20 protein-coding genes are annotated in these 22,525 nt (G+C 46.9%); 8 read left to right on the top strand and 12 right to left on the bottom strand.

The annotated features are described in order from the left end of the window. The gene (locus tag RF679_RS09320) at positions 1–645 is read left to right on the top strand and encodes a hypothetical protein (protein ID WP_309483930.1); all 645 of its coding nucleotides are present in this window, start codon (positions 1–3) and stop codon (positions 643–645) included. Between the two features lie 155 nt (positions 646–800). Further along, positions 801–2,366 (top strand): S1C family serine protease, encoded by a 1,566-nt coding sequence (locus RF679_RS09325; RefSeq protein ID WP_309483931.1) that lies wholly within the window; start codon positions 801–803, stop codon positions 2,364–2,366. A 74-nt stretch (positions 2,367–2,440) separates the two neighbouring features. Here RF679_RS09325 and RF679_RS09330 read toward each other — a convergent pair whose 3' ends face one another. Next, on the bottom strand, positions 2,441–3,091 hold the full coding sequence (locus RF679_RS09330) for a hypothetical protein (RefSeq protein ID WP_309483932.1): 651 nt from the start codon (positions 3,089–3,091) through the stop codon (positions 2,441–2,443). 183 nt (positions 3,092–3,274) lie between these two features. Here RF679_RS09330 and RF679_RS09335 point away from each other — a divergent pair, with 183 nt between their 5' ends. Further along, positions 3,275–3,817: a hypothetical protein gene (locus RF679_RS09335; RefSeq protein ID WP_309483933.1), complete on the top strand. Its 543-nt coding sequence runs from the start codon at positions 3,275–3,277 to the stop codon at positions 3,815–3,817. A 35-nt stretch (positions 3,818–3,852) separates the two neighbouring features. Here RF679_RS09335 and recJ read toward each other — a convergent pair whose 3' ends face one another. After that, the gene (recJ, locus tag RF679_RS09340) at positions 3,853–5,547 is read right to left on the bottom strand and encodes a single-stranded-DNA-specific exonuclease RecJ (RefSeq protein ID WP_309483934.1); all 1,695 of its coding nucleotides are present in this window, start codon (positions 5,545–5,547) and stop codon (positions 3,853–3,855) included. 12 nt (positions 5,548–5,559) lie between these two features. Next, the gene (locus RF679_RS09345) at positions 5,560–6,639 is read right to left on the bottom strand and encodes a hypothetical protein (RefSeq protein WP_309483935.1); all 1,080 of its coding nucleotides are present in this window, start codon (positions 6,637–6,639) and stop codon (positions 5,560–5,562) included. Between the two features lie 120 nt (positions 6,640–6,759). On the opposite strand from RF679_RS09345, the gene RF679_RS09350 reads away from it, so the two are divergent. The 5 genes from RF679_RS09350 to RF679_RS09370 all read left to right on the top strand — a co-directional run bounded on the left by RF679_RS09350 (position 6,760) and on the right by RF679_RS09370 (position 12,925). Beyond that, positions 6,760–8,016 carry a lipoprotein-releasing ABC transporter permease subunit gene (locus RF679_RS09350; protein WP_309483936.1) on the top strand — a complete coding sequence of 419 codons (1,257 nt, stop codon included), beginning with the start codon at positions 6,760–6,762 and terminating at the stop codon, positions 8,014–8,016. 31 nt (positions 8,017–8,047) lie between these two features. After that, on the top strand, positions 8,048–8,761 hold the full coding sequence (gene lolD, locus RF679_RS09355) for a lipoprotein-releasing ABC transporter ATP-binding protein LolD (RefSeq protein ID WP_309483997.1): 714 nt from the start codon (positions 8,048–8,050) through the stop codon (positions 8,759–8,761). A gap of 47 nt (positions 8,762–8,808) precedes the next feature. After that, entirely contained in the window at positions 8,809–10,458 is a 1,650-nt protein-coding gene (locus tag RF679_RS09360) for a serine hydrolase (RefSeq protein WP_309483937.1), read from the top strand. 145 nt (positions 10,459–10,603) lie between these two features. After that, positions 10,604–12,490, top strand: coding sequence for an MFS transporter (locus RF679_RS09365; RefSeq protein ID WP_309483938.1), 1,887 nt, complete (start codon positions 10,604–10,606; stop codon positions 12,488–12,490). A gap of 201 nt (positions 12,491–12,691) precedes the next feature. Further along, the gene (locus tag RF679_RS09370) at positions 12,692–12,925 is read left to right on the top strand and encodes a hypothetical protein (RefSeq protein WP_309483939.1); all 234 of its coding nucleotides are present in this window, start codon (positions 12,692–12,694) and stop codon (positions 12,923–12,925) included. A 41-nt stretch (positions 12,926–12,966) separates the two neighbouring features. On the opposite strand, the gene RF679_RS09375 is transcribed toward RF679_RS09370, so the two are convergent. The 9 genes from RF679_RS09375 to RF679_RS09415 all read right to left on the bottom strand — a co-directional run bounded on the left by RF679_RS09375 (position 12,967) and on the right by RF679_RS09415 (position 22,449). Further along, a complete protein-coding gene (locus RF679_RS09375) occupies positions 12,967–15,102 on the bottom strand; it encodes an aminotransferase class V-fold PLP-dependent enzyme (RefSeq protein WP_309483940.1) in 2,136 nt (711 codons plus the stop codon). A 301-nt stretch (positions 15,103–15,403) separates the two neighbouring features. Then, positions 15,404–15,853 (bottom strand): nuclear transport factor 2 family protein, encoded by a 450-nt coding sequence (locus RF679_RS09380; RefSeq protein WP_309483941.1) that lies wholly within the window; start codon positions 15,851–15,853, stop codon positions 15,404–15,406. Between the two features lie 16 nt (positions 15,854–15,869). Then, positions 15,870–16,658, bottom strand: a complete 789-nt coding sequence (locus tag RF679_RS09385; protein ID WP_309483942.1) for an SDR family NAD(P)-dependent oxidoreductase — start codon at positions 16,656–16,658, stop codon at positions 15,870–15,872. 2 nt (positions 16,659–16,660) lie between these two features. Continuing rightward, positions 16,661–17,116 (bottom strand): DUF3833 domain-containing protein, encoded by a 456-nt coding sequence (locus tag RF679_RS09390; RefSeq protein ID WP_373921752.1) that lies wholly within the window; start codon positions 17,114–17,116, stop codon positions 16,661–16,663. A gap of 101 nt (positions 17,117–17,217) precedes the next feature. Continuing rightward, positions 17,218–18,585, bottom strand: a complete 1,368-nt coding sequence (locus tag RF679_RS09395; protein ID WP_309483944.1) for an MFS transporter — start codon at positions 18,583–18,585, stop codon at positions 17,218–17,220. Continuing rightward, positions 18,582–19,100: a chalcone isomerase family protein gene (locus RF679_RS09400; protein ID WP_309483945.1), complete on the bottom strand. Its 519-nt coding sequence runs from the start codon at positions 19,098–19,100 to the stop codon at positions 18,582–18,584. Before RF679_RS09400 ends, RF679_RS09395 begins: the two co-directional genes overlap by 4 nt. 2 nt (positions 19,101–19,102) lie before the next feature. Beyond that, positions 19,103–20,338 carry a cyclopropane-fatty-acyl-phospholipid synthase family protein gene (locus tag RF679_RS09405; protein WP_309483998.1) on the bottom strand — a complete coding sequence of 412 codons (1,236 nt, stop codon included), beginning with the start codon at positions 20,336–20,338 and terminating at the stop codon, positions 19,103–19,105. 9 nt (positions 20,339–20,347) lie between these two features. Further along, a complete protein-coding gene (locus RF679_RS09410) occupies positions 20,348–21,109 on the bottom strand; it encodes a DUF1365 domain-containing protein (RefSeq protein ID WP_373921753.1) in 762 nt (253 codons plus the stop codon). Between the two features lie 53 nt (positions 21,110–21,162). Beyond that, positions 21,163–22,449, bottom strand: a complete 1,287-nt coding sequence (locus RF679_RS09415) for an NAD(P)/FAD-dependent oxidoreductase (protein ID WP_309483947.1) — start codon at positions 22,447–22,449, stop codon at positions 21,163–21,165. Positions 22,450–22,525: the final 76 nt, after the last annotated feature.

Consider the following 22,525-nt stretch of genomic DNA (forward strand, 5'->3'; position numbering starts at 1 on the left):
ATGCAAAGTCTCTCTCGTATCAATCGTCGTCTTTTGCCTGCTTCGTTGGTAGCAACTATTCTTTTACTCACTGCTTGCGCCACTAATGGTGGCTCTAAAAACGAGCCTAACGGTAAAGTACCGACTCCTATCAACGGAAATCAATCGAGTATCGATAATCGTGTCGGTGACGCGATCGCGACACCATTCAGTGATTTGAACTTGGTTCGTACCGAAGTGCCGCCGATTTTGCAGCAAGCACGACGTTCTGCCTACGCAAAACCTGAAGTGCTTGATTGTGAAAAGCTAAGTAAAGAGATCCATGATTTAGATGCGGTTTTGGGGCCAGATCTCGATAGCGTTCGTGTCGATGGCAAGGGAAATGTGGTCGACAAAGGCGCGGAAGAGTTAGGCAATGCCACGGTCGGCGCACTGAAGAGCTTTACCTCTGGCATTATTCCATTTCGCTCTTGGATTAGACGTTTGTCAGGGGCGGATCGGCATGAACGCGAAGTTGGAGCTGCCGGTGTTGCTGGCATCGTACGTCGCGCCTATTTGAAAGGGTTGGCGCAGGCTTCCAACTGCCAAATTCAACCGATGCGTGTGCAAGCAGAGTCAAGCACCGAGTCACCGAAAAATACTGAGACCGATGGAGCGCGCAAGTAGTCGTTGACTGGTAACGCCGCAACGCAAAGCCAATTTGCCTTCGACGAGACAAGGATTAATGATATCGCCTTCGACGACATGAACTTCTACAAGGGAAATTAGTCTCAAAGGCTCTCTGTCTCGTTTTCTATTTCAAAAAAATATCTTACTAGTTTATGAAATTTTGGATTCTCTCTCGCTTCTCTTTGAAGCAATTGCTCAATTTGTGTGCCTCATTCACGCTTATTACTCTTGGATTATTCAGCCATTCGATCGTCTTGGCCGACAATCAAGCGAAGAAGGGTGTTGAATCGAATAACCCGAATTTTGAGAAGTCTGTAGTCAAAGTCTTCTCGACTCTGCGTGGCCCAGATCCGTTCAAGCCTTGGTCCAAAGCGGCACCACAAGAGGTCACTGGTTCTGGAGTGGTAATCGAAGGAAAAAGAATTTTGACCAACGCTCACGTGGTGGAGTATGCCAGTCAAGTACAAATACAAAACGGGCAAGATGGCAATAAGCTAGCGGCGCGCGTTGTGGCTATTGCACGTGGTATGGATTTGGCGCTACTCGAAGTGGAAGATACTAGTTTCTTCGATACGCATTTAGCCGTGAGCCGTTCTAACAAACTTCCGGAAATCACTGACGCGGTATTTGCTTATGGTTATCCAACCGGTGGCAATTCATTATCGATCACCAAAGGTATCGTTTCTCGCATTGAATTCGTTGACTATGACGGGAGTATCGGAGGCCTTCGTATTCAAGTCGATGCCGCAATCAATCCTGGTAATAGTGGCGGTCCGGTAATCGCAGGTGACAAGATGATTGGTCTTGCTTTTTCTGGTCTGTTACATGCGCAAAATATCGGCTACATCATTCCCAACGAAGAGATCGAATTATTTCTGAAGGACGTGGCCGATGGTCGCTATAACGGCAAACCTGTCCTGCTCGATGTTACCCAAACTTTTGAAAATCCGATTTTGCGGGATTTCTTGAAGCTCGATAAAAATGTTGAGGGTTGCATCATTCACGCTCCGCATGATATGGGTAATGGCACTGTCCTCAAAGAATGGGATGTGTTGACGCATATCGGTGATACGCCCATTGATAATCAGTGCATGGTCAAACTGAAACCTAATGTGCGAGTGATGTTTAAGTATAAAGTGCAGCAGATCGCACAAAAAGGATTCGTTCCACTCACAATTATGCGTGAATCCAAACAAATGAAGGTACAGGCACCTGTTTATCCTGGTCGCCCACATTTGATTTCTGATTTGCAAGGTGGCTATCCGTCCTATTTCATTTTCGGACCGATCGTATTTTCTCGTGCCACGGTCGAATACCTGAGTTTTCTTGCTAATAATGCCCCAGCGTTGAATGGCTATGCCTACAATGCCAGTCCCTTAATGACCTTGCGCGGCGAGATGCCTAGCAAGGAAAGGGAAGAATTAGTGGTGGTCGCATCCCCATTCTTTCCACATAAATTGGTCACGGGTTACAGTAATCGCTTCGGCGCAGTTATCTATTCGATTAATGGGATTCGCATTCGTAGCTTGAAACACTTGGTTGAGGTGCTGCGCGATGCCAAAGAAGATCTCTTGGTGATTCACTATGATCAGCGTTGGGGTGAGACCATGGTGTTGCCAAGAAAAGCCATGATTCAAGAGACAGAAGGAGTCTTATCAGACAACGGCATTCGTTCGCAAGGTTCTCCTGACATGATGGCAGTTTGGGATAAGAAGTAAGTTCCTCTCATTCTTCTAAAAGAAGGCGGCGTGGATAGCGACCGCCTTTTTTAATACCGATTTAGCTTTGCCGCTTATTCGCTAAACTCGATCGATATCAAAAAATACGTTGGAATGCGTTTTATTTTTCCAAGTTCTAAGGGATCTGTGAGAGAGGGATCGAAATTTGCATAGCGCTTCTTGGATGCCGTTTCAGTTTGTGGTTGCGTGAAATTCAAAACATAAATTGGTTTTGATAGCGGTAGTGAATTGAACTCGCCCGTGTTTTCCGGTATCTGTAAGGCGAATTCGCCATAATGTGTCTTCACAGGAAATTCGCGAGTCAGACCAAAACCAAGAAACCGAAAATCGAATCTGACTTTCTTTCCTGCGATGTGTTTCGCAAGCACACTAAAGTTCAATTCCTGGTCTTTGATTTTGAAATACTCGTCTTCTCTGGAATCGAACAACTGGACGCGTGGCAATGGCTTTCCAGCTTTGATTTCTTGTACAAATAAACGGTAATTTTTGCCTATCAGCCCGACACCACTAAAATTGAGCTTGGCGACTTGAATGTCATGAAAACGATAGAGATTCATGATGTCTTCATTCTCCACGGATTTCTTCACCTGATAGATGATGAATTCAGAAGGCGCTTTCGCTTGCAACTCAAGTGAATGAACTTGGAAAGTGGAGCACATGAGAATCGCGAGAGTTGAGAGGCGAATTAAAAAGGATGTTTTCATAAAGTTCTTGTTGTCCAATGATGTGTCTATGGTCGACACGATGCTGAATGCATCTTGCTTCACGTAGGGTACGAATGGATCCTTCGAATTAAGTTGGTGCGATTTCTGCATGGGACTCGCCCATGTTTAATTTTACAAGAACTTGGTTTACCATTAGCGTCTCTACCTTCCCAAAAAAACATCATGAGCACAGTGTCCAAGCAAACCACATCTTTCAGTATGTCTGGCATGACCAAGACATTGGTTGTTGTCTTCACCCTTAATCTCGTGGTCGAGAAGATCGCCCAGTTGTCTCAGGCAATTGGCGTTTCGGGTAGTACTGATTGGCAGGCAATGCTGCAATTAAGTTTTCGCTTGCCCCATTTTTGGACGGGAATTTTAGTGCCTGTAACTTATTTGGTCGCTTTATGGTCTGCCGCGAACTTGTTGAAGGCTTTTGAAGATACTCAAAAAGTTGAAGCGCCCGTGTTAGCTGCTTTACGTGTACTCGGGTCGAATTTAATGTACGCGGGGATCGCAGCTTTGTTGATCGTACCAACTTTGGAATCATGGATTAATCTAGGCGGACGCGGTATTAAGATTAATTTTGATATTAGCCCGGTAGCGGTGGGCATGATCGGCATGATTTTGAAATTGATCGCCCGTCGTTTAATCGATCAATTAGGAGAACAATCTCAAAGGGAGCAATCTCAAAGGGAACAATCTAAGCTTAACCAGGACGCTTAGACTATGAGGGCGCATCAATCGATGCGCGGAACTGATTATGCGTTTTCCGCGTGTTCGACCAATAATTGAACCTTGGTTGTGCCGTTGTATTCGTTCGCATCGAGTCTGAATGCCACCCTTACTTTTTCGCTCAGATTATCGGTATGGCCAAACCAAATCGCATCATAGCGCACGCCATTTTTTTCGAGGCTCATTTTGAGATGGCGTTCTTTTAATATGCGTTGCGAGACCAATTTGAATTCGTCACAAAAAATGGGGGGTGGGAAGCCTTGCCCCCATACGTGGCTATCCATTAGTTCGATGAAGTCCACCGTATAATGTGCCTCTTCAAGGGGGCCATCAGTTTCGATGATACGCTCCAACTGATCTTGTCTGAGCCACGCCTTGCCGACCGCTTCGAAGGCCAACTGAAATGCCGAAAAATCTTCAGTGCGGATGGTCAAGCCAGCCGCCATCGCATGCCCACCGAATTTTTGGATCAGTGTGGGCGAGTGTTTCGATACAAGATCGAGTGCATCACGCAGGTGGAATCCTGGAATCGAGCGTCCGGAGCCTTTCATTAAACCCTCGTCACCAGGTGCGAAAGTAATCGTTGGACGATAGAATTTGTCCTTAAGTCGCGATGCGACAATGCCAATGACACCTTGATGCCAAGATTCATCGAATACCGTGATCGTATGGCTACTGTCGGCTTGAAAGTCATCCAAATGCAGAAGTGCGATGTCCTGCATTTCACGTTCGATATCTTTACGATCTGCATTAATGCTATTGAGCTCTTGTGCAATTTGCCATGCGCGTCCCTCATCATCAGTGGTGAGACATTCGATTCCGAGTGACATGTCGGCTAAGCGGCCTGCAGCGTTCAACCTAGGACCTACTGCAAAGCCAAGGTCAAACGGGCTGGCAAGGCGAGGTTCACGTCCAGCGACACGAAACAAGGCCGCGATTCCCGCATGCATTCGACCACTTCGCATACGTTTTAAACCCTGCGCTACTAAGATTCGGTTATTGGCATCGAGCTTAACAACGTCAGCCACTGTTCCTAAAGCGACTAAGTCAAGAAGTGTGTCGAGTTTTGGTTGCGATTGTTGATCGAACACACCGCGTTTACGCATCTCTGCGCGCAGTGCAAGCAGTACGTAGAACATGACACCAACGCCTGCTAAGTTTTTACTCGCAAAATTACAAGCAAGTTGATTCGGGTTGACGATGACCGCTGCATCGGGAAGCGTGTCAGCCGGAAGATGGTGATCAGTCACAACGACATCGATACCACGCTTCTTGGCGGCGGCGACGCCATCTATGCTGGCAATGCCATTGTCAACGGTGATGATGACGTCTGGATTTTTTTCTCGAGCTGTGAGCTCGACAATTTCTGGTGTGAGTCCATAACCGTACTCGAATCGATTGGGCACAATGTAATCAACGGTCGCGCCCAGCATACGTAAGCCGCGTAAGCCTACGGCGCAGGCGGTGGCACCATCGCAATCATAGTCCGCAACAATCACAAGACGCTTTTTTTGCGCAATGGCATCCGCTAAATACGTCGCAGCTTTCTCACTATTTGTTAAAGTCGTGGGAGGTAACAAAGCGGGTAAGTCGGTTTGCAATTCAGTGCTACTCACGATGCCGCGCGCTGCGAATAAACGGGCCAAAACGGGGTGCATGCCGTTTTGACGCAGCATTTCGGAATCACGAAAAGAGTAGGGGCGTATGCTGATGCGAGTCATGATAAGGGCAAGCTATAGATGATTGGAAGCAGCCAGTGCGAGCAGCTTGTTAAAATGAGGTTTGCGAAAGGTTTGCAACCATGATGGTTTCTTACATTCAAACTGGACGAACTGAATATGATCGCTCACACCGAGATTCAAGCGATCAAGTTCTCCGTTTTGGAGTGCTTGCCATAATGGCGAGAAACATTGATCTTCGAGCTGCTGAAGTGCATTCAGCCAACTTCCCCAATCACTATTGAGCGCTGGTTCAAGTAAGTCTTCGATAATAATGATCGGTGTGAGCGGCTTCGTGCTGGATGGGTTCTTGAGCTGGTGCAAGAAAGTCTCTATCGATGCCATTCCTGTCTGTGGGGATACGTGATGTGCTTGATCGCTACCGCCATGGATCCAAACAGAATTAATCGGCACAAGTCCGACATTCTCTCGTTCCAGATTCGCTGCATGGTTATGCCATGCCATTTGAATTTCATTTTGAAGCTTACGCCAGTTCCGTGCTTGTTCTCCTTCAGGCATCCAAATATCCATGTTGTGCCCAGCTGCGGCATCAAGACTTGCTGTTTGAAGCTCACGCCAAGTATCAGCACGTAGGAACCACATCGATGGTGACGCGAAAATCAGTTCGTGTCCGCGCTCTTGGCATATCTCCTGCGCAATCAAAAATAACTGGCGTGCATGGGCTTCAGACACCTGCAGGCGTCGAGGATCGGTCATTACCAGATGATCTCGCGCTATATGAATATGCACTGGGGTGAGTGTGAACCAGTATCCACTTGCGGCGGGCGTTGCGAGACCATGCATCAACATTTTTGAAATGCTGAGCCTTGGGCTGGTGTAACGCTGTTCTTGATCGGGTGTTCTCTGCACATTCTGTGCTTCCAGGGCTTTCTGTTTTTGTGAAATGCTGTCGCGTTCAAACAGAAAGTATTCGTGCGGTAAGAGTCTCGCGAACTCGTTTAATCGTAGTGGCGTTGACGCCTTCGCAAAGCTCAAAAGGCGCTGTAAAGACGGCGCATTGACTTGTTGAAGTAGCTGTTTCGCGAGGGACGCTGGTGGAATGCCGAAAGGCAATATGATTTCTAAATGGCTCATTCTGCTATTGTATGGCAAACTAGCGCCGTTTTCTTGTGAAGAAGCGCTTTTCGAGTGAAAAACGAACTAGATTCCAAGAAGAAAATACGATGTTTTAATTTAGGCTCGGATCAATTATTTGTGAAAAATCTTCCTTTTGAATGGCTAATCGGATTGCGCTATACGCGCGCCGGAAAACGTAGCCGCCGCAATAATTTCATTTCCTTTATTTCTTTGATCTCGATGTCAGGGATTGCCCTCGGCGTGGCAGCCCTGATCATCGTTCTCTCAGTCATGAATGGGTTCCAAAAAGAAGTGCGTGACAGGATGTTATCGGTACTTCCCCATATCGAGGTCTTTGATGCCGGTGGCATGGTCAGTGATTGGCATCAGACGGCCAAGCAGGCTTCGCAACACCCAGACGTTCTTGCCGCGGCACCTTATGTCGATGCGCAAAGCATGATCATCAACGATGGCGTGATGCGTGGAGTCATGTTGCGTGGAATTTTACCTAGCGAAGAGCCTAAAGTTTCGGTTGTAGCTTCCAAGCTAAAAGCCGGTAAGCTTGATGATTTAAAGGACGGCAGTTTTAACATCATTCTTGGTATTGAATTGGCGCGTGCCATGCACGTATCGATCGGCGACAAAGTGACTTTAGCTGCGCCAGAAGGGCAGTTGACACCCGCAGGCACAATTCCCCGCCTTAAAGCATTTACCGTGGTGGGCGTGTTCGAGGCAGGCCATTACGAGTTTGACTCGGCGATGGCATTTATTCACATCAGCGATGCTCAAAAATTCTTCCGTCAAGAAGCACCGAGTGGTGTTCGACTGAAAATCAAGGATATGCTGAAGGCACCGCAAGTCGCGTTCGAGCTGCGCAATACCATCGGAAGCACCTTGATTGCGCGTGATTGGTCTCAGCAAAACAGCAACTATTTCGCGGCAGTAAAAACCGAAAAAACGATGATGTTTATTATTTTGACTTTGATCATTGCAGTCGCGGCTTTTAACTTGGTTTCTACGCTTGTTATGACGGTGACGGAGAAACAAGCCGATATCGCGATTCTGCGCACGATCGGCGCCTCACCAAGCTCAATCATGAAAATTTTCATGATTCAAGGTGGGCTCGCTGGTTTGTATGGTACAGCGTTTGGTGTGTTGTCAGGCGTGATTGTTGCGCTCAATATCGATGTCATCGTTCCATTTATCGAGCGTCTATTTGGGGTTCAGTTCTTGAACAAAGAAATTTATGTGATTAGTACTTTACCTTCTGATCTTCATTGGTCGGATGTATGGTCGATTGGACTGATAGCAGTTGTACTCGCTTTTGTGGCGACGATCTATCCAAGCTGGCGCGCGGCGCGAGTCAAACCAGCGGAGGCTTTGCGCTATGAATAAGTCATTCTCAAAAGAACAGAGTGAAGCCCTCATGTCGAACGGAAAGTCAGGCAGTAAAAATACAGGCACACAGGCGGTGCTCGAATGTCGTCAGTTGTCGAAATCTTTCGGCGAAGCTGACACTGCAGTGCATGTACTGCGTAAGGTTGATTTCTCGGTGTATGCCGGTGAGCGTGTCGCCATTGTTGGCGCATCCGGTTCTGGTAAGTCGACTTTGTTGCATCTACTTGGTGGGCTCGATACGCCAAGTGCAGGTGGTGTGAATTTGTTAGGCAATGATTTCGCGACTCTGAGTGAAAGTGCTCGCGGTCAAGTGAGAAATGCTTCGCTCGGTTTTGTCTACCAATTCCATCATCTATTGGGTGAATTTTCTGCACTCGATAATGTGGCAATGCCTTTGCTGATTCGCCGTATGTCGCGTGCAGAGGCACATGCAAAAGCACAAGCGATTTTAGAGAAGGTTGGTTTAGCACATCGTGTAACTCACTTGCCAAGTGAGCTGTCTGGTGGTGAGCGACAGCGCGTTGCACTGGCGCGTGCATTGGTGACTGAGCCTGCTTGCGTCTTGGCTGATGAGCCAACCGGAAATCTTGATCGTTCGATCGCGGATCAAGTGTTTGCGCTGATGCTGGAATTGTCTAAGACCTTAGGTACTGCGTTTGTAATCGTCACGCACGATCTTGAATTGGCATCGCGTTGCGATCGTCGTTTGCGTTTGAGTGATGACGGTTTAAAAGCATTCTAGAAAATTGAACAATTTGATTTGCCGCATAGTCTTTTTGAGGAGTCGCTGTGAAATTGAAATCTGTAGTTGTTTTGAAGTCCGTACTATTCGCGACTTTGTTGGCTAGCGCACAAATCGCGTTAATCCCGACCGTTATCGCTACACCATTGACGCCAGCGGAGCAGGCACCGGTTACCTATAGCACGCCTTTGACCGCTGAACAGATTGATTCACTGGTTGAACGTACGCTGAAGACTTTTAACGTTCCCGGGATTTCCGTCGCGGTGATTAAGGATGACAAAGTCGTTCACGCAAAAGGCTATGGCGTGCGCTCCATTCGTTCCAAACTGCCGATGCAAACGGATACCATGGTCGGTATCGCATCGAACTCAAAAGCCTTTACCGCAGCCGCTTTAGCGATTTTGGTGGACGAAGGTAAATTGCAATGGGGTGACAAGGTCAATAACATCATTCCCGAGTTCAAACTTTACAATCCTTATGTTACCGAAGAGTTCACCGTTCTCGATCTGATGACGCATCGAAGCGGCATGGGTTTAGGGGCTGGCGATTTGATGTTTTTTCCAGATGGCAGTGACTTCACGATCAAAGATGTTATTCACAATCTACGCTACTTAAAACAAACATCTAGCTTTCGGTCTCAATTTGATTACGACAATAACCTCTATATCGTCGCTGGTGAGGTGATTAAGCGCGTCTCTGGTTTGAGTTGGGAAGACTTTATCGAGCAGCGTATTATGCGTCCGCTGGGAATGCAGCATAGTGCTGCATCCATCTCAAGATTAAATAAGAAAGACAATCAAGTTGAACCCCACGTTCCGGTCAATGGCGCCTTACAAATCGTTCCGTTTAAACCGAATGAAGTGATTAATGCTGCAGGTGGCATTTACAGTAACATCGACGAAATGAGTCACTGGGTGCGCATGCAACTTAATCGCGGTCGTTATGGACATGAACTGCAGCAGCGCCTGTTTAGCGAGAAGGTGCAACACGAAATGTGGTCGCCACACACAATCATCCCAATGGGACCAGTCGGCGGAAGTTATAACACGCATTTCACTACATATGGCATCGGCTGGGATGTTCGCGATGTTAAGGGCTATAAGCAAGTTTCGCACACGGGTGGTTTGCTTGGTATGGTGACGCAAGTTACGATGATTCCTGAGTTGAAGTTGGGGATTGTCGTACTGACTAATCAAGAACAAGGCGCCGCATTCACCGCGATCACCAATACCATCAAAGATAGTTATCTCGGCATGCCAGTTGTCGATCGTATCAAAGAAAACGCCGATCGAGTACAGAAGCGTGATGAAGAGGCGAATAAGATCACGGCTGAAGTTTGGAAGTCGATTGATGCGCAAATGAAGGCAAATGGCAAAGTGAAGCTGGATGTCACACCCTATGTTGGTGTATATAAAGACGACTGGTTTGGTGAAGTTAGCATTAGTGTGAACAAGGTCGGTCAACTACAATGGGCATCCAAGCGCTCGCCAGCATTGATCGGCGACTTGAGCTTCTACCGTGGCAGCTCATTCGTGGTGAAGTGGCACGATCGTAGTTTCAACGCAGATGCGTTCGTGAATTTTCAGTTGGATACCGATGGCAATGCGCAGAAAATTACGATGAAAGCTATTTCGCCATTGACTGATTTTAGTTTCGATTTTCACGACCTCGAGTTGCGCCGTGTCGAGCAAAAGTAAGGTTTTAAGGCAATACGAGTTTCAGGACGCTTGTCGAACTCGTCAGATAAGAATTTAGGACGAGTGTCGTAAAACGCCCGCAGGTCTGCACCTAGCGGGCGTTTTAATTTAAAATCAATTTTTCTTCAATGATGGGTTGCTTTCCATGAGCCAACATAATCAGTTTTCCCTCCTTAAAGAGCGTCGTTTCGCCCCATTCTTTTGGACACAATTTTTCGGTGCCTTTAACGATAATGTTTTCAAGACCGCATTGCTGACGATCTTGACGTATGACGCATTGTCATGGACAGATATGAATGTCGGGCTACTCAATAACCTGATCCCTGGTTTGTTTATTTTGCCTTTTGTTTTGTTCTCGGCGACCTCGGGGCAACTTGCCGATAAATTCGAAAAAGGAAAAGTTGCGCGCTATGTGAAGTTGCTTGAGATCGCCATCATGTTGGTCGCGGCGATAGGGTGGATGCAGCATCAGCTATGGTTATTGATTGCGGCAGTGGCAGGTATGGGCATCCATTCCACTTTATTCGGGCCGGTCAAATACGCTTATTTACCTCAGCATCTTCGTTCCGATGAATTGGTCGGTGGTAATGGTGTGATTGAGATGGGGACCTTCGTTGGTATCTTGCTTGGTGAAATTCTCGGTGCCATGTTGGTGGTACATAAACCTTGGGGTATCGAATTGGTTGCCTTTGGTACGATCGCAATTGCTGTGATTGGTTGGTTGGCGAGTTTGCGTATTCCAGAATCGCCTGCGCCGGCGCCTGAGCTCAAAATCAATTGGAATTCAGCGACAGAGACTGTACGCAATATACGTTTCAGTAGTCAGAATCGTCCGGTGTTTTTGTCCTTACTGGCAAACTCATGGTTTTGGTTCTACGGCGCGATTGTGTTGGCGCAGTTCCCACTGTATGCGAAGGATTATCTGCACGGCGATCATAGCGTGTTCGTGTTGCTGTTGACGGTTTTTTCATTCGGGATTGGAGCAGGTTCATTGCTGTGTGAACGTTTGTCTGGACATAAAGTCGAGATCGGCTTGGTACCGTTTGGTGCGATTGGCCTCTCCTTATTTGGCTTGGATTTGTACTTTTCGAGTCTCGCTTACGTCAATCAAGTTGAGGTCGATGCTTGGGCCTTTATGCGGCAAGTCGGTAGTTGGAAAATCATGTTTGATATCGTCATGATCGGTATCTTCGGTGGGCTTTATATTGTTCCTTTGTTTGCCTTGATTCAAACACGCTGTGACCCTAAACATCTCTCTCGTACGATAGCCGGTATGAATATCATGAATGCTTTGTTCATGGTGGTGGCTTCGCTTGCAGCGATGTTGATGCTGAAGCAGGGCTTCACGATTCCACAGATTTTTATGGCCACAGCGATTTTGAACGGCATAGTCGCGGTTTATATTTTCAGTGTAGTACCCGAGTTCTTGATGCGTTTTGTCGCATGGCTCTTGATCCATACGGTACACCGTGTTCGCGGTATTGATATCGATCGTATTCCTGAGACGGGACCTGCTGTTTTGGTCTGCAATCACGTGAGTTACATGGATGCGATTGTCATTATGGCGTATAGCCCACGTCCAATCCGCTTCGTCATGGATCACAATATTTTCAAGATTCCATTTTTATCTTGGGTCTTTAGAACTGCGAAAGCGATTCCGATCGCTCCAGCAAAGGAAGACCCATGGTTGATGGAAAAATCGTTTATAGATGTCGCGCAAGCACTCCACGAAGGTGATCTCGTCTGTATCTTCCCAGAAGGTAAGCTGACGCGTGATGGTGAAATCAACGAATTTAAAGGCGGCGTGATGAAGATTATTGAGCGCACGCCTGTGCCTGTCATTCCTATGGCTTTACGTGGCCTGTGGGGAAGCTTTCTATCGCGCGACAAGGGTAATCCATTCCAGCGCTCGTTCCGTCGCGGACCGTTTTCTCGTTTAGAAATGGTCGTTGGGGAACCTCAGGCTCCTGATATGGTCACACCACAGAATTTACAGGAAATTGTGAAGAACTTGCGTGGTGAGTGGAAGTAAAGTGTGGCCCTCTGAATAATTTTTGTAAATTTTGTTAGCATCTATTGACAATGTAGACTGTATTTACTACAGTTGTCGTACTACATTTGTAGGAGTCGGTTCTGCGGTAGATCAAACACTCGTGGACCGCTTTAAACGCACGGTAAGAATCACTTTAACGTGTTTCGCAATAAAGACTTAATTACGGATTGAGAAGAGACTATGATCAAAATCGTTTTAGCAGGACTCGCATTGATTAGCCTTTCCGCTTGTGTGAGTGTCGATGCCGATGGTCCAGAAACACCAGGCGTTGCGGTTGAACGTGAATATACGACAGGAAGTATGCTGCCTCAGAAAAAAGCGAAACGTAATTCGGACGTAAAAACTGTCAACAGTGACGATTTTGTGAGTATGCCGCGAGCAGCAACCCCAATGGATCCGATGGGTAAGAAATAAGAAAAAACCGCACTTTGTGCGGTTTTTTTATGCCTTCAATCTTAATGCTGCCATAGTGCCAAACCACCAGCAACATGCCACGCATTTTGATAGCCTAAACGTCTTAAACATTGCACAGCTTGCGAACTACGCCCCCCGGTACGGCAAAAGAATAGCAATGTCTCATCATTTTGGCTCCCTTGCAGCCACTGTTTCACACCATTCGCCAAGCGGGACAGTGGAACGTGGACCACACGCGTGCCAGGTGGTACATCAAAATGACTCAATTGTTGTTCATATGGTTCACGTACATCGATCATAACGGTGTTGGGGTGGTCGTGTAAGAAAGTCTCCAGTTCATGCGACGGTATCGTGACTTCTTCTAAACAACATGGTTCAGCTGGTTGCATTCGCGAGACCAGTAATTTTTCGGGATCATGCGCAGAGCAAATCAAGGTCTGATCAGAAATGTAGTCACGTAAATTTCTAACGCCTTCGATATTTCCCTGGCAAGCAATAACCAAGTCGCCACAGAAAGCAAAGTCAGGATTGGAGTTGCTTGCACCAGTCCCAACTAAATAAACAGTGAAAGTCTGGCTGGCCTGATTCCCTTCTGTACGAATGTGCAATTGTTGTACATATTGTCGACCTAAACTCAATGCTTTGATGACCTGATTATTGCGAGTCAATTCGAGGTCACTAAAGAATCCAAATGCGTCTTGTGATCGAAGCATGTTAGCTTCGTCGGCAGCGAAGTATTCGCCCAATAAACTTCTTAACTGGGCGCTATGTCCGACTTGGTGGTCGTGGCTTGCCGTAGATAGGATCGCCTTCACTTTGTAGTGCTGGCACCGCATGTATTTGGCGATGCGTTCGTTGAGTTCAGGCAAAGGATCAATCACGCAGCACTGTTTGCTTTCTGCATCGGCGATGATCCAAGTACAAGCGGAGCCGAAGCTGAGCTGAATCACACCATCAGCTGGTAGTGGCTCAATATCTCCAGTAACCATGCAAGTTTTTCGCAGTGCCTCTCCGCAAACGCGAACCCGCTTACACGCTTCATCGATATATTCTTGGGTGGTCGCTGGACCGAACGATACCCTAACCGCACTTGCAGCTTGCCATTCGGGAAGGGACATGGCTTGCAACACAAAGCTAGGTTGTGCTTTGGCAGCACTGCAAGCCGAACCTGCGCTGACACGAACATCGGCGGCATCGAACAGGTCTAAGATCTCTTTACTAGTTAGTCCAGGCACCGAGAAATTAAGTGTGGTTGGTAACGTGTCTTCAAGTGGCGCGTTGAGGATCAAACCCGGGAAGGCTTCTTTCATCGCTTCGAGAAGTTGAAGTCGGAAACGATGTAAACTGGCATGATCACGGAAAGTCACACCATCACTCAAAGCCTGCATCACCGCGCCTAAAGCAGCAATTCCTGAAACGTTTTCAGTGCCCGAACGTAAGCTTCCCTCTTGGCCACCGCCTGCGAGAAGGGGAGTGAAGGGGGCGTCTTTATGAACGTACAGCATACCTATGCCTTTAGGTGCGTACAGTTTGTGGCCAGAGAACAGCGAATAATCAATCCGATGTTGATTCAACTTAAGCGGTAATTTTCCGAGCGCTTGCACCCCGTCGACCATCCAATAAGCGGCACTATCTTTCAATAATTTTTCGATCTCATCGAGCTTAGTGATGACACCAGTCTCATTGTTGGCTGCCATAGTGCACACCAAGCCCGCTGTTTTGATGTGTTGCTCGAGGAATGTCAAATCGTGGCGGCCGACTGAATCAACGGGAATCGCGATAACACGGAAATTGAGATTAAGTACGGTATTCCAATGGTGCAGAGACTCGGGAACTGCTTTATGTTCAGTGGCACCATAAAGAAGATCGGTGCCGATATCTTCGCCACGAGCTTTTCTATCGCGCAGCGCCAACAGGGCAGAGAAAACTGCTGTTTGGATTCCTTCGGTTGCGCCACTCACAAACAACAATTTGCCGTCAGAACATCCCAGTAATTCACACGCCGTTTTGCGCGCATTTTCCATCACTGCCTTCGCTTGGAGTCCGCTGCTGTGAACACTACTTGGATTGCCGTAGTCATCTTCCATCACGGCACGAGCCGCTTCCAGTGCGAGTGGCATCACTGGTGTGGTTGCGTTGGAGTCGAGGTAAATTACGCGAGAAGAATATGTGGACATGGTCAAATCAGTGGCTGCCAAGGTTGGTGGAGATGCAAACTTGCGCTATATATCAAAAAACATATAAGCATATGTCTTTTGGGAATAACGAAATCGCAATTTTAGCAGATCAAAACGCTTACCTCCACCTGCCAGAGTCAAGTGGAGTGATCACATTTGAATATATTTCGTTCGATTGTAGCCTGCGTGGAGGCGAAAAAGAAGAGAAACTCTATGGATTCGAGCTTAGACCTTACTCGAGGTTGATGAAGTTTTGATCAAAACTTAAGGAATGAACACAAAGTTTGGGGCAGTTACTGGCTTAAGCCGCGACAAATTTTTTGCGTAGCCAGCCAATAAAGGCGCCTAATATCGGCAGTTTTTCCCAGAGTTCTTCGGCTGGATCCCAATAATCTCTGTGCATGCAAACTTTACCGTCGCTGGCAAAACGTAGGTGAGATGCACCCATTACCTTGTACTGCTTGCCACGCAAACCGAAGACGAATCGCCAAGATAAGAAAGCCTGGTCACCGGAGATGATGCAATCATCAAAGATGAAAGATGGGTTCTCAGTCGTTTCAAACATGTGCTCGAAAATACGTTTGATCTTGCTGCGCTCATTTACCTCGTTGAATGGATCTTTGAAATACGCCTGTTCGGTGTAAAAATCGTCAATTCGAGGAAGTGTCTGTGGGCTCATTGTGGCATACCACACTTGTAGCTTATTGACGCGTTCTTGGATGTCGCATGCGAGAAAGGCGCTGGAAGTCATGGTAGTATCATGGTGGTTAAGCAGTCACAAATTTACGAATCAAAGCAAAGCGCAGACGATAAGGTAAGACCTGCATGAATTTCAGGAAAAGTGTAAAGCGCTTCGGAAAATGTATCTCAAAATCTCCCGCTTCGAATCCGGCTATGATGGCTGCAGCCGCTTGTGCCGGAGTCTGTAATGCCGGCATAAAAAAATTATTTTTCGCCGTGAGTTCGGTGCTTACAAAACCTGGATTGATGAGATAAACATTGATGTTCTTAGTATGTAAATCCGAATACAGTAACTCCGTTAAATTAATAAGTGCCGCTTTGCTGGGGCCATACACAGTCGCATTAGGCAAACCAAGATAACCGGCCACGCTCGCGACAACTCCAATCCCGCCATGACCACGTTCGAGCATGCCGGGCAGAACACTTTGTATGCCTTGATAGACGCTCAAGAGATTGACGCTTAGGGTGTGTTCGGTTTCTTCAGGAACTAATTCCCAGGAACGCTCGGGATGATACTTGGCCGCACAGAATATGACTAAATCAATTCTGTCGATTTGGTTTTTTAATTCGGCAAGGGCGTGTTCCCACGAACCTTGATCGCCGACATCCATCGCCAGTGCGATCGCTTTCGGATAGCTACTCGCTAAATTTTGTAAGCGCTCGATACGCCGTGCCGATAGAACGACTTGCGCTCCTCGATCGAGTAATGCTTTGGACAGAGCTTCTCCAATACCGCTCGAGGCACCGATAATCCAAACCCGCTGTTCATTCCAATCGCGAATCGGGCGGTTCAGTGGCTTAGTCAATGAGAGCATAATTATTTCCTTCTAAAGAAGATGCTAACTTCGCCGAGCTCAATCCCAAACTTACTCATTTTGGTGCGATTCACTAAGGTGTTTTGATCGACCATATACATCCAGTCATCCATATGCATTTCGTAGGTGGTGCCATCCACCGGCAGCAATAAGACGTATTGCCACTTAAAAGCATTGCCTGCAATTTCTCCTTCTGCCGTACCTTTAACATCATCAGCACGTCCGGACCATTGCTTATCGCCATTTTTCTTTAAGCGCCAAATACGAGTTTGTTTGCTGCCATCGCTGTAACTGAAACGTTCATCAAGCACCAGTTCGTCGCCAACACGTTTGCCTTCAATTTCGACGTAAAATCGTTTCACAACTTCACCTGAGCGTTTTTGAAAAATGCCCCAAGCTTCGGTCTTTCCAGTGAAGTACTGCTCTAAGTCGAATTCCGGCTTTTCATTTTTGTACACGTTCACATCGGTGACGGCGCATGAAGTCAAAAGACTGAAGCTAAGTACAAAGCAAAAGCTTCTAATAAATTTTTTAAACGTGTTTATCGAAGCCATAGTAATCATGTCGTTTCCTTCAATTGAGATCCTACTTCACTGCGTGTTTGGTCTAGAAACTTTATGCCGATCAGACTGATGAACGTGAGGAGCTTTAAAGCACAAGGGATTAAGGCGTAACATAGGACTAAGGCGATGTTATCGACTAGCCCAACACTTGCTTGTTTCAACCAAGCTTCATTTTCTAAGTACGCCATCAGTGGTAGCGCAAGCCCTGAACAGGCTAAGGCAATCTTTCCTAGGAAGGTCCAGATCCCAAAATAGCTAGCTTGGCTTTGTTTGGCTTGGATGCGTTCAGCAAGCAGTACGGGAGGCAATACTAAATCTGCCCCCAAACACAAACCGGAAGTGATGCAAATCAGTGTGTAGGCGAAAGCGTCACCCGAGCTTAAGAAAGCCGCACCAATAAATGCGGTGATTGAAATCAGTAAGCTGCTCTGCCATACAAGCAAACTCCCAAATTTCTTAGCAGCCTTCAGCCATAGCGCTAGACCGAGTGCTCCGGAGATAAAGTAACTCACCAAAAAATGCGGTAGTTTATCTGGCGCTTGTATTTGGCGGTCAACGAAGAAAATCATCAGACTCGCAGGGAGCGCGATCGCCAGTGAATTCATGAAATACGCGACAAACAATGGACGTGCGCGTACATCTTTGCTTACTGATTTGAGCTCTTTCCATAGTGTGGGTGCAGCCCGGTTTCTAGTAATTTCTGTCGTTGGTGGACGATGCGCAAAGCGCAGCAAACCTACAATCGCTATCGTTAGAGTGGCTGCAAAACAAAGGCTATAGTATAGAAAGTGACTAGATTGTTGCTTGATGTCTGCGCCACTCGTTTTGTCCGCATTCATGATGAGGCTGGGAACGATACTGGCGATGATGACACCGACTAACGCGAAACCTTCACGCCACGTCGCAGCGCCCAAAAGCGTTGACGATTTGACTCTTCCATCTATTCCATTTGGATTGGAATCATCTAACGCAGCGCCCCAAGAAAGATAGGCGATATTTAACACACTATGGGCACTGTAGGCGATGTAGAGCATGACCGCGAGCCAAACTAAATTCATCGTCGCCGAACTTAAGGCCCATGTCGGTGGTGACCATAGAGCAGCGAAGGCGATGCTAATCAAAACAGCGGGTAAAAAATACCAAACCGGCCGTTGTAAACCACGACGATTGATGAGCGCGCCGATGACTGGATCTTGCAAGGTATCGAGAAAGCGTGCAGCAAATAAGACGTAACCAATACTGCTTAAGCTAAGGGCAAATTGTGAAGAATAGAAAGCAGGTAATTGCACATACAGCGGTAAGCTCACCATGGCCAATGGCAAACCTAACAAACCGTAGTGAAATAACCCCCAGTTCTTCATCATTTCTTCATGCCTAAAATACGCGAACGTAGCTCTTGATCTCGGCTACGCGGATCAAGCCAGATCGCAAAGAAAGCTTGCGCGAAATCTTCATCGGCGATTTCGCTGATGAGGCGATCCCGACTATAGAAGCGACATCCTTTGCCGCGTAATTTCACACCAATCAACTGATCGCCAGGCTTAACATCGACGAAAGACTTCTCCATGTAAGCGCGCCATTGTTGTTCTAAGCCAGGAGTCAACTTCGTACCCATGATTCGCTTCATTTCATCAATGCTAGCGTCAACAAAGCGAGTCCGGCTGATTGACTTGTTATAGGTAATTTCAAGAGCGAAATCTTGGGTCGTGTCGAAGTTAGAACCGGCATGCCAAAGTCGAGCGCTATAAATCGAGAGTCCCCACCATGTGAACTCACCACTGCCAGCTACTTTTGCCTCTGGTAAGTCCTTGCGCCATTCCTGAGCAAAGCTAGGAATGCTTACCGACAGCAATAATGCGAGGCTGAGCTTGCGAAGCATGTTCAGTCCTTTTTCTGCAATAGGAATTGATAGACATCAGTGCGTTTTTCTTCGAAGCCGGCTTCGCAATAGGAGTAATACATTTGCCATATGCGTTGGAAGCGCGTGTCGAAACCTTGTTGTGTGATAAGGTCGATCTGTTCGTTGAAAGACTGATTCCATCGACGTAAGGTTTCTGCATAGTCCAAGCCGAAGCTAAAACTATTCTTGGTGTCGAGCTGATACTTCGCCGCGTGTGACATAAAACGTTCGGGGCTAGGCAGCATACCGCCGGGGAAAATATATTGCTGAATAAAATCGGAGCCGGCGCGATAGCGTTCGAAGTGTTTCTCATCAATCGTAATAGTTTGTATCAAGGCTTTGCCTTGAGGCTTCAAACAACGTTCAAGGCAAGCAAAGTAACTTGGCCAATACTCTTCACCAACGGCTTCGAACATTTCTATCGAGACGATGGCATCGTATTGACCTTGGAGGTCGCGGTAGTCACAGAGCTCGAGATACGCAAGATTGCCAAGATTTTTTTCTTGAATACGTGCTTGCGCAACTTCTAGCTGTGCTTTGGAAATCGTGATGCCATAAACTTGTATTCCTTGTAGCGCAGCGTGTTCTGCGAAGCCTCCCCAACCGCAACCAATCTCTAAGACACGGTCGCCACTTTTTAGATTGAGAACGTCGATGATGCGCTGGTACTTTCGATACTGTGCTTCCTGTAGACTAATTTGATAGTCGTTGTAGAAGATGGCACTTGAATATGTCCAACTAGGGTCTAACCATAGTTTGTAAAATGCATTGCCGAGGTCGTAATGCGCATGGATGTTCTTACGACTTCCTTCTTTAGTGTTGGCACGAAGCGCGTGCTTGATTTTGTACCATATGGACATGATACGATTGCCGAAGATTGCCTTGTCGAGGACCTCTTCGTTTTGCACTGCTAAACGCAAAACTGCGGTGAGATCTGGTGTGGTTACCCAGCCAGCTTCATAGGCCTCGGCGAAACCTATATCACCGCTGCGTAAGATTTTGCTGCAGGCACGCCAATCGTGAATATGTAATACAACGCTCGGCACTTGGTTTAAATCGCCAAAGTGCAAAGCTTGTTGGTCAGGCGTAATGAGCTGAAGATGACCACGCTTGAGGCGCTTCAAAAGACTAAGGAAGAGCTTGGCACTGGTGGGTAAATTTTGAACTATGGAGGCATTTTTCTCCTCTAGTTTAATGTAGCTTGAGTTCGTAGGCATGGTCGTCATTTATCTCTCCTCTTTTAGGGAAGTGCCAAGTGTGATATTGCTCTGTGGTGCTGCGGGCAGGCGATAGAAGGGGACGCCTTTTAACCACAGCAAAAATGCTTGCCAATGGATGCGCCAAAATACACCCATCGTCAAAAAGGGTTGTTTGGTAAATGCTTTCAATAACTCTATGCTAGTGAAATTCACCTTACGGGAGGCCATCGCTGTCTTGATAACGATTTTCTTCTCTTGGTAGTAATCGATATGGACGACAGCGTGTTTGTTTGAATCTTTGAATTGAAATTCGTAGTGACCTTTCACCTCACAAAATGGCGAGACATGCATTGCCTTCACGCTGCAAAGTTGTGATTGTGAACTGATGGCCGAGTGAAATTCGTCACGCAAAACGTAAAAATGGTGCTCGCCAAATGTGTTATTCACCTCAGCGATAACGCTGACTAATTGGTCGCTTTCGTCGTAGCAATACCAAATACTAATTGGATTGAATGCATAGCCAAAAAGACGCGGCATCGTATGGAGTTCGATGCGTTTTGGTGCATTTAACCCATGCTTGTGCAAGACCGAATTCGCCCAATTGATAAGACTTGTCCCATCGCGTGGACCATAATCTTGTATTCGGAGTGATAGCAATCGCTTCTTGTTGATTCCGAATACAAAACTGTTGAAACTGGCAGGAGACTCTTCAAGCTCATTGAGATCGAGACGCAGAGCAAATATGGGATACACAAACTTATGGCCCTTGGGCGCAAAACGCTCGTGCATGACTTTCGAAAGCAGTATGCAAGATCGTTGGATGGGACTTGTTGATGAGCTTTTCATGGCAATGTCGTCCAAGTGGGATGAAGCTGAAATTCTTTAACTACACGCAGGGCGGACTTTAAACCGTCCTCATGGAATCCATAGCCAGACCATGCGCCAGCAAACCATAGTCGATTCTTTCCTTGGATGGTGTGCAGTGCTTCTTGTCCATCGATCGCGGCTTGATCGAAGATCGGGTGTTCATACTCAAAACTCCGCAAAATGGTCTCAGGTTTGGGTTCATGACTTGGGTTCAGTGTGACGATCACTGCTTGCTCGGTATTGAGCCTTTGTAGTTGGTTGAGAAGGTAACTGACGCACACCGCTTGATCTTGAGTATCGGCTGGTTGTGATTCGCCAAGGTAATTCCAAGCGGACCAAACTTTCTTATTGTGTGGTAGAAGACTGGTATCTGTATGAAGTACAGCGCGGTTCGCCTGATAGCGGAACTGCGACAACACCGTCTGTTCCTGTTCGCTGGCATCTTGGATGATGGCTCTACTTGTCGGTGCATGAGTCGCGAATACGACTTGATCGAACATTTCGACGCCGCCAGCAGTGTGAACTTCAACTTGATTCTCGATACGTTTTACCGCAGTTACTGCGCTGTTGAGGCGGGCGTCTTTGAGCGTGTCGATGATTTTTCTAACGTAGCTACGAGATCCATTCTTGACCGTCTTCCAGGTTGGTCTGTCGTTGACTTGTAGTAGTGCATGATTCAAACAAAAACGTAGGAAGGTGCTGGCAGGGAAATCGAGAATATCGCTTGGAGAGCTAGACCAAATAGCAGCAGCCATGGGTACTAGGTAGTGTTCCTGAAAGCGCCGGTCATAGCCGCCTTTTTTCAGTAAATCTCCTAGACTTATTTTGCTTACCAATGATTCTCTTAAATTCGTTTCGGCGTCGCGGTTGAAGCGAAGAATATCGCGTAACATCAAAAGAAAGCTTGGCTTCAATAGGTTTAAGCGCTGCGCGAATACGGTGTCGAGGTTCGTACCTGCCCACTCCAATTCGCCACCATTAATGGATACACCGAAAGACATATCAGTGTCATAGCTTTCAACACCTAACTCATCGAATAGTGCGATAAGGTTAGGATAAGTTTTGCGGTTGAATACCAGAAAACCAGTGTCCACACTAAGCTTAACTCCGCCCACTACGATATCGACCGTGTTGCTATGCCCACCGAAATACGGTCCTGCTTCAAACAAGGTGACGTGATGTTCACGCTGAAGAAAATAGGCGCTAGCAAGTCCAGAAATACCTGACCCGATCACAGCAATCTTTTGAGCTTGTAACGACATTGTTAGCCTTCTTAGTGAGGAAATGATTGGTTGATTTCTACTTCGGTGTTAATATTAATACCGTTCAGAAAAAAAC

Origin of the sequence: Undibacterium cyanobacteriorum (genome assembly GCF_031326225.1) — a bacterium.
Lineage (GTDB): Bacteria > Pseudomonadota > Gammaproteobacteria > Burkholderiales > Burkholderiaceae_D > Undibacterium > Undibacterium cyanobacteriorum.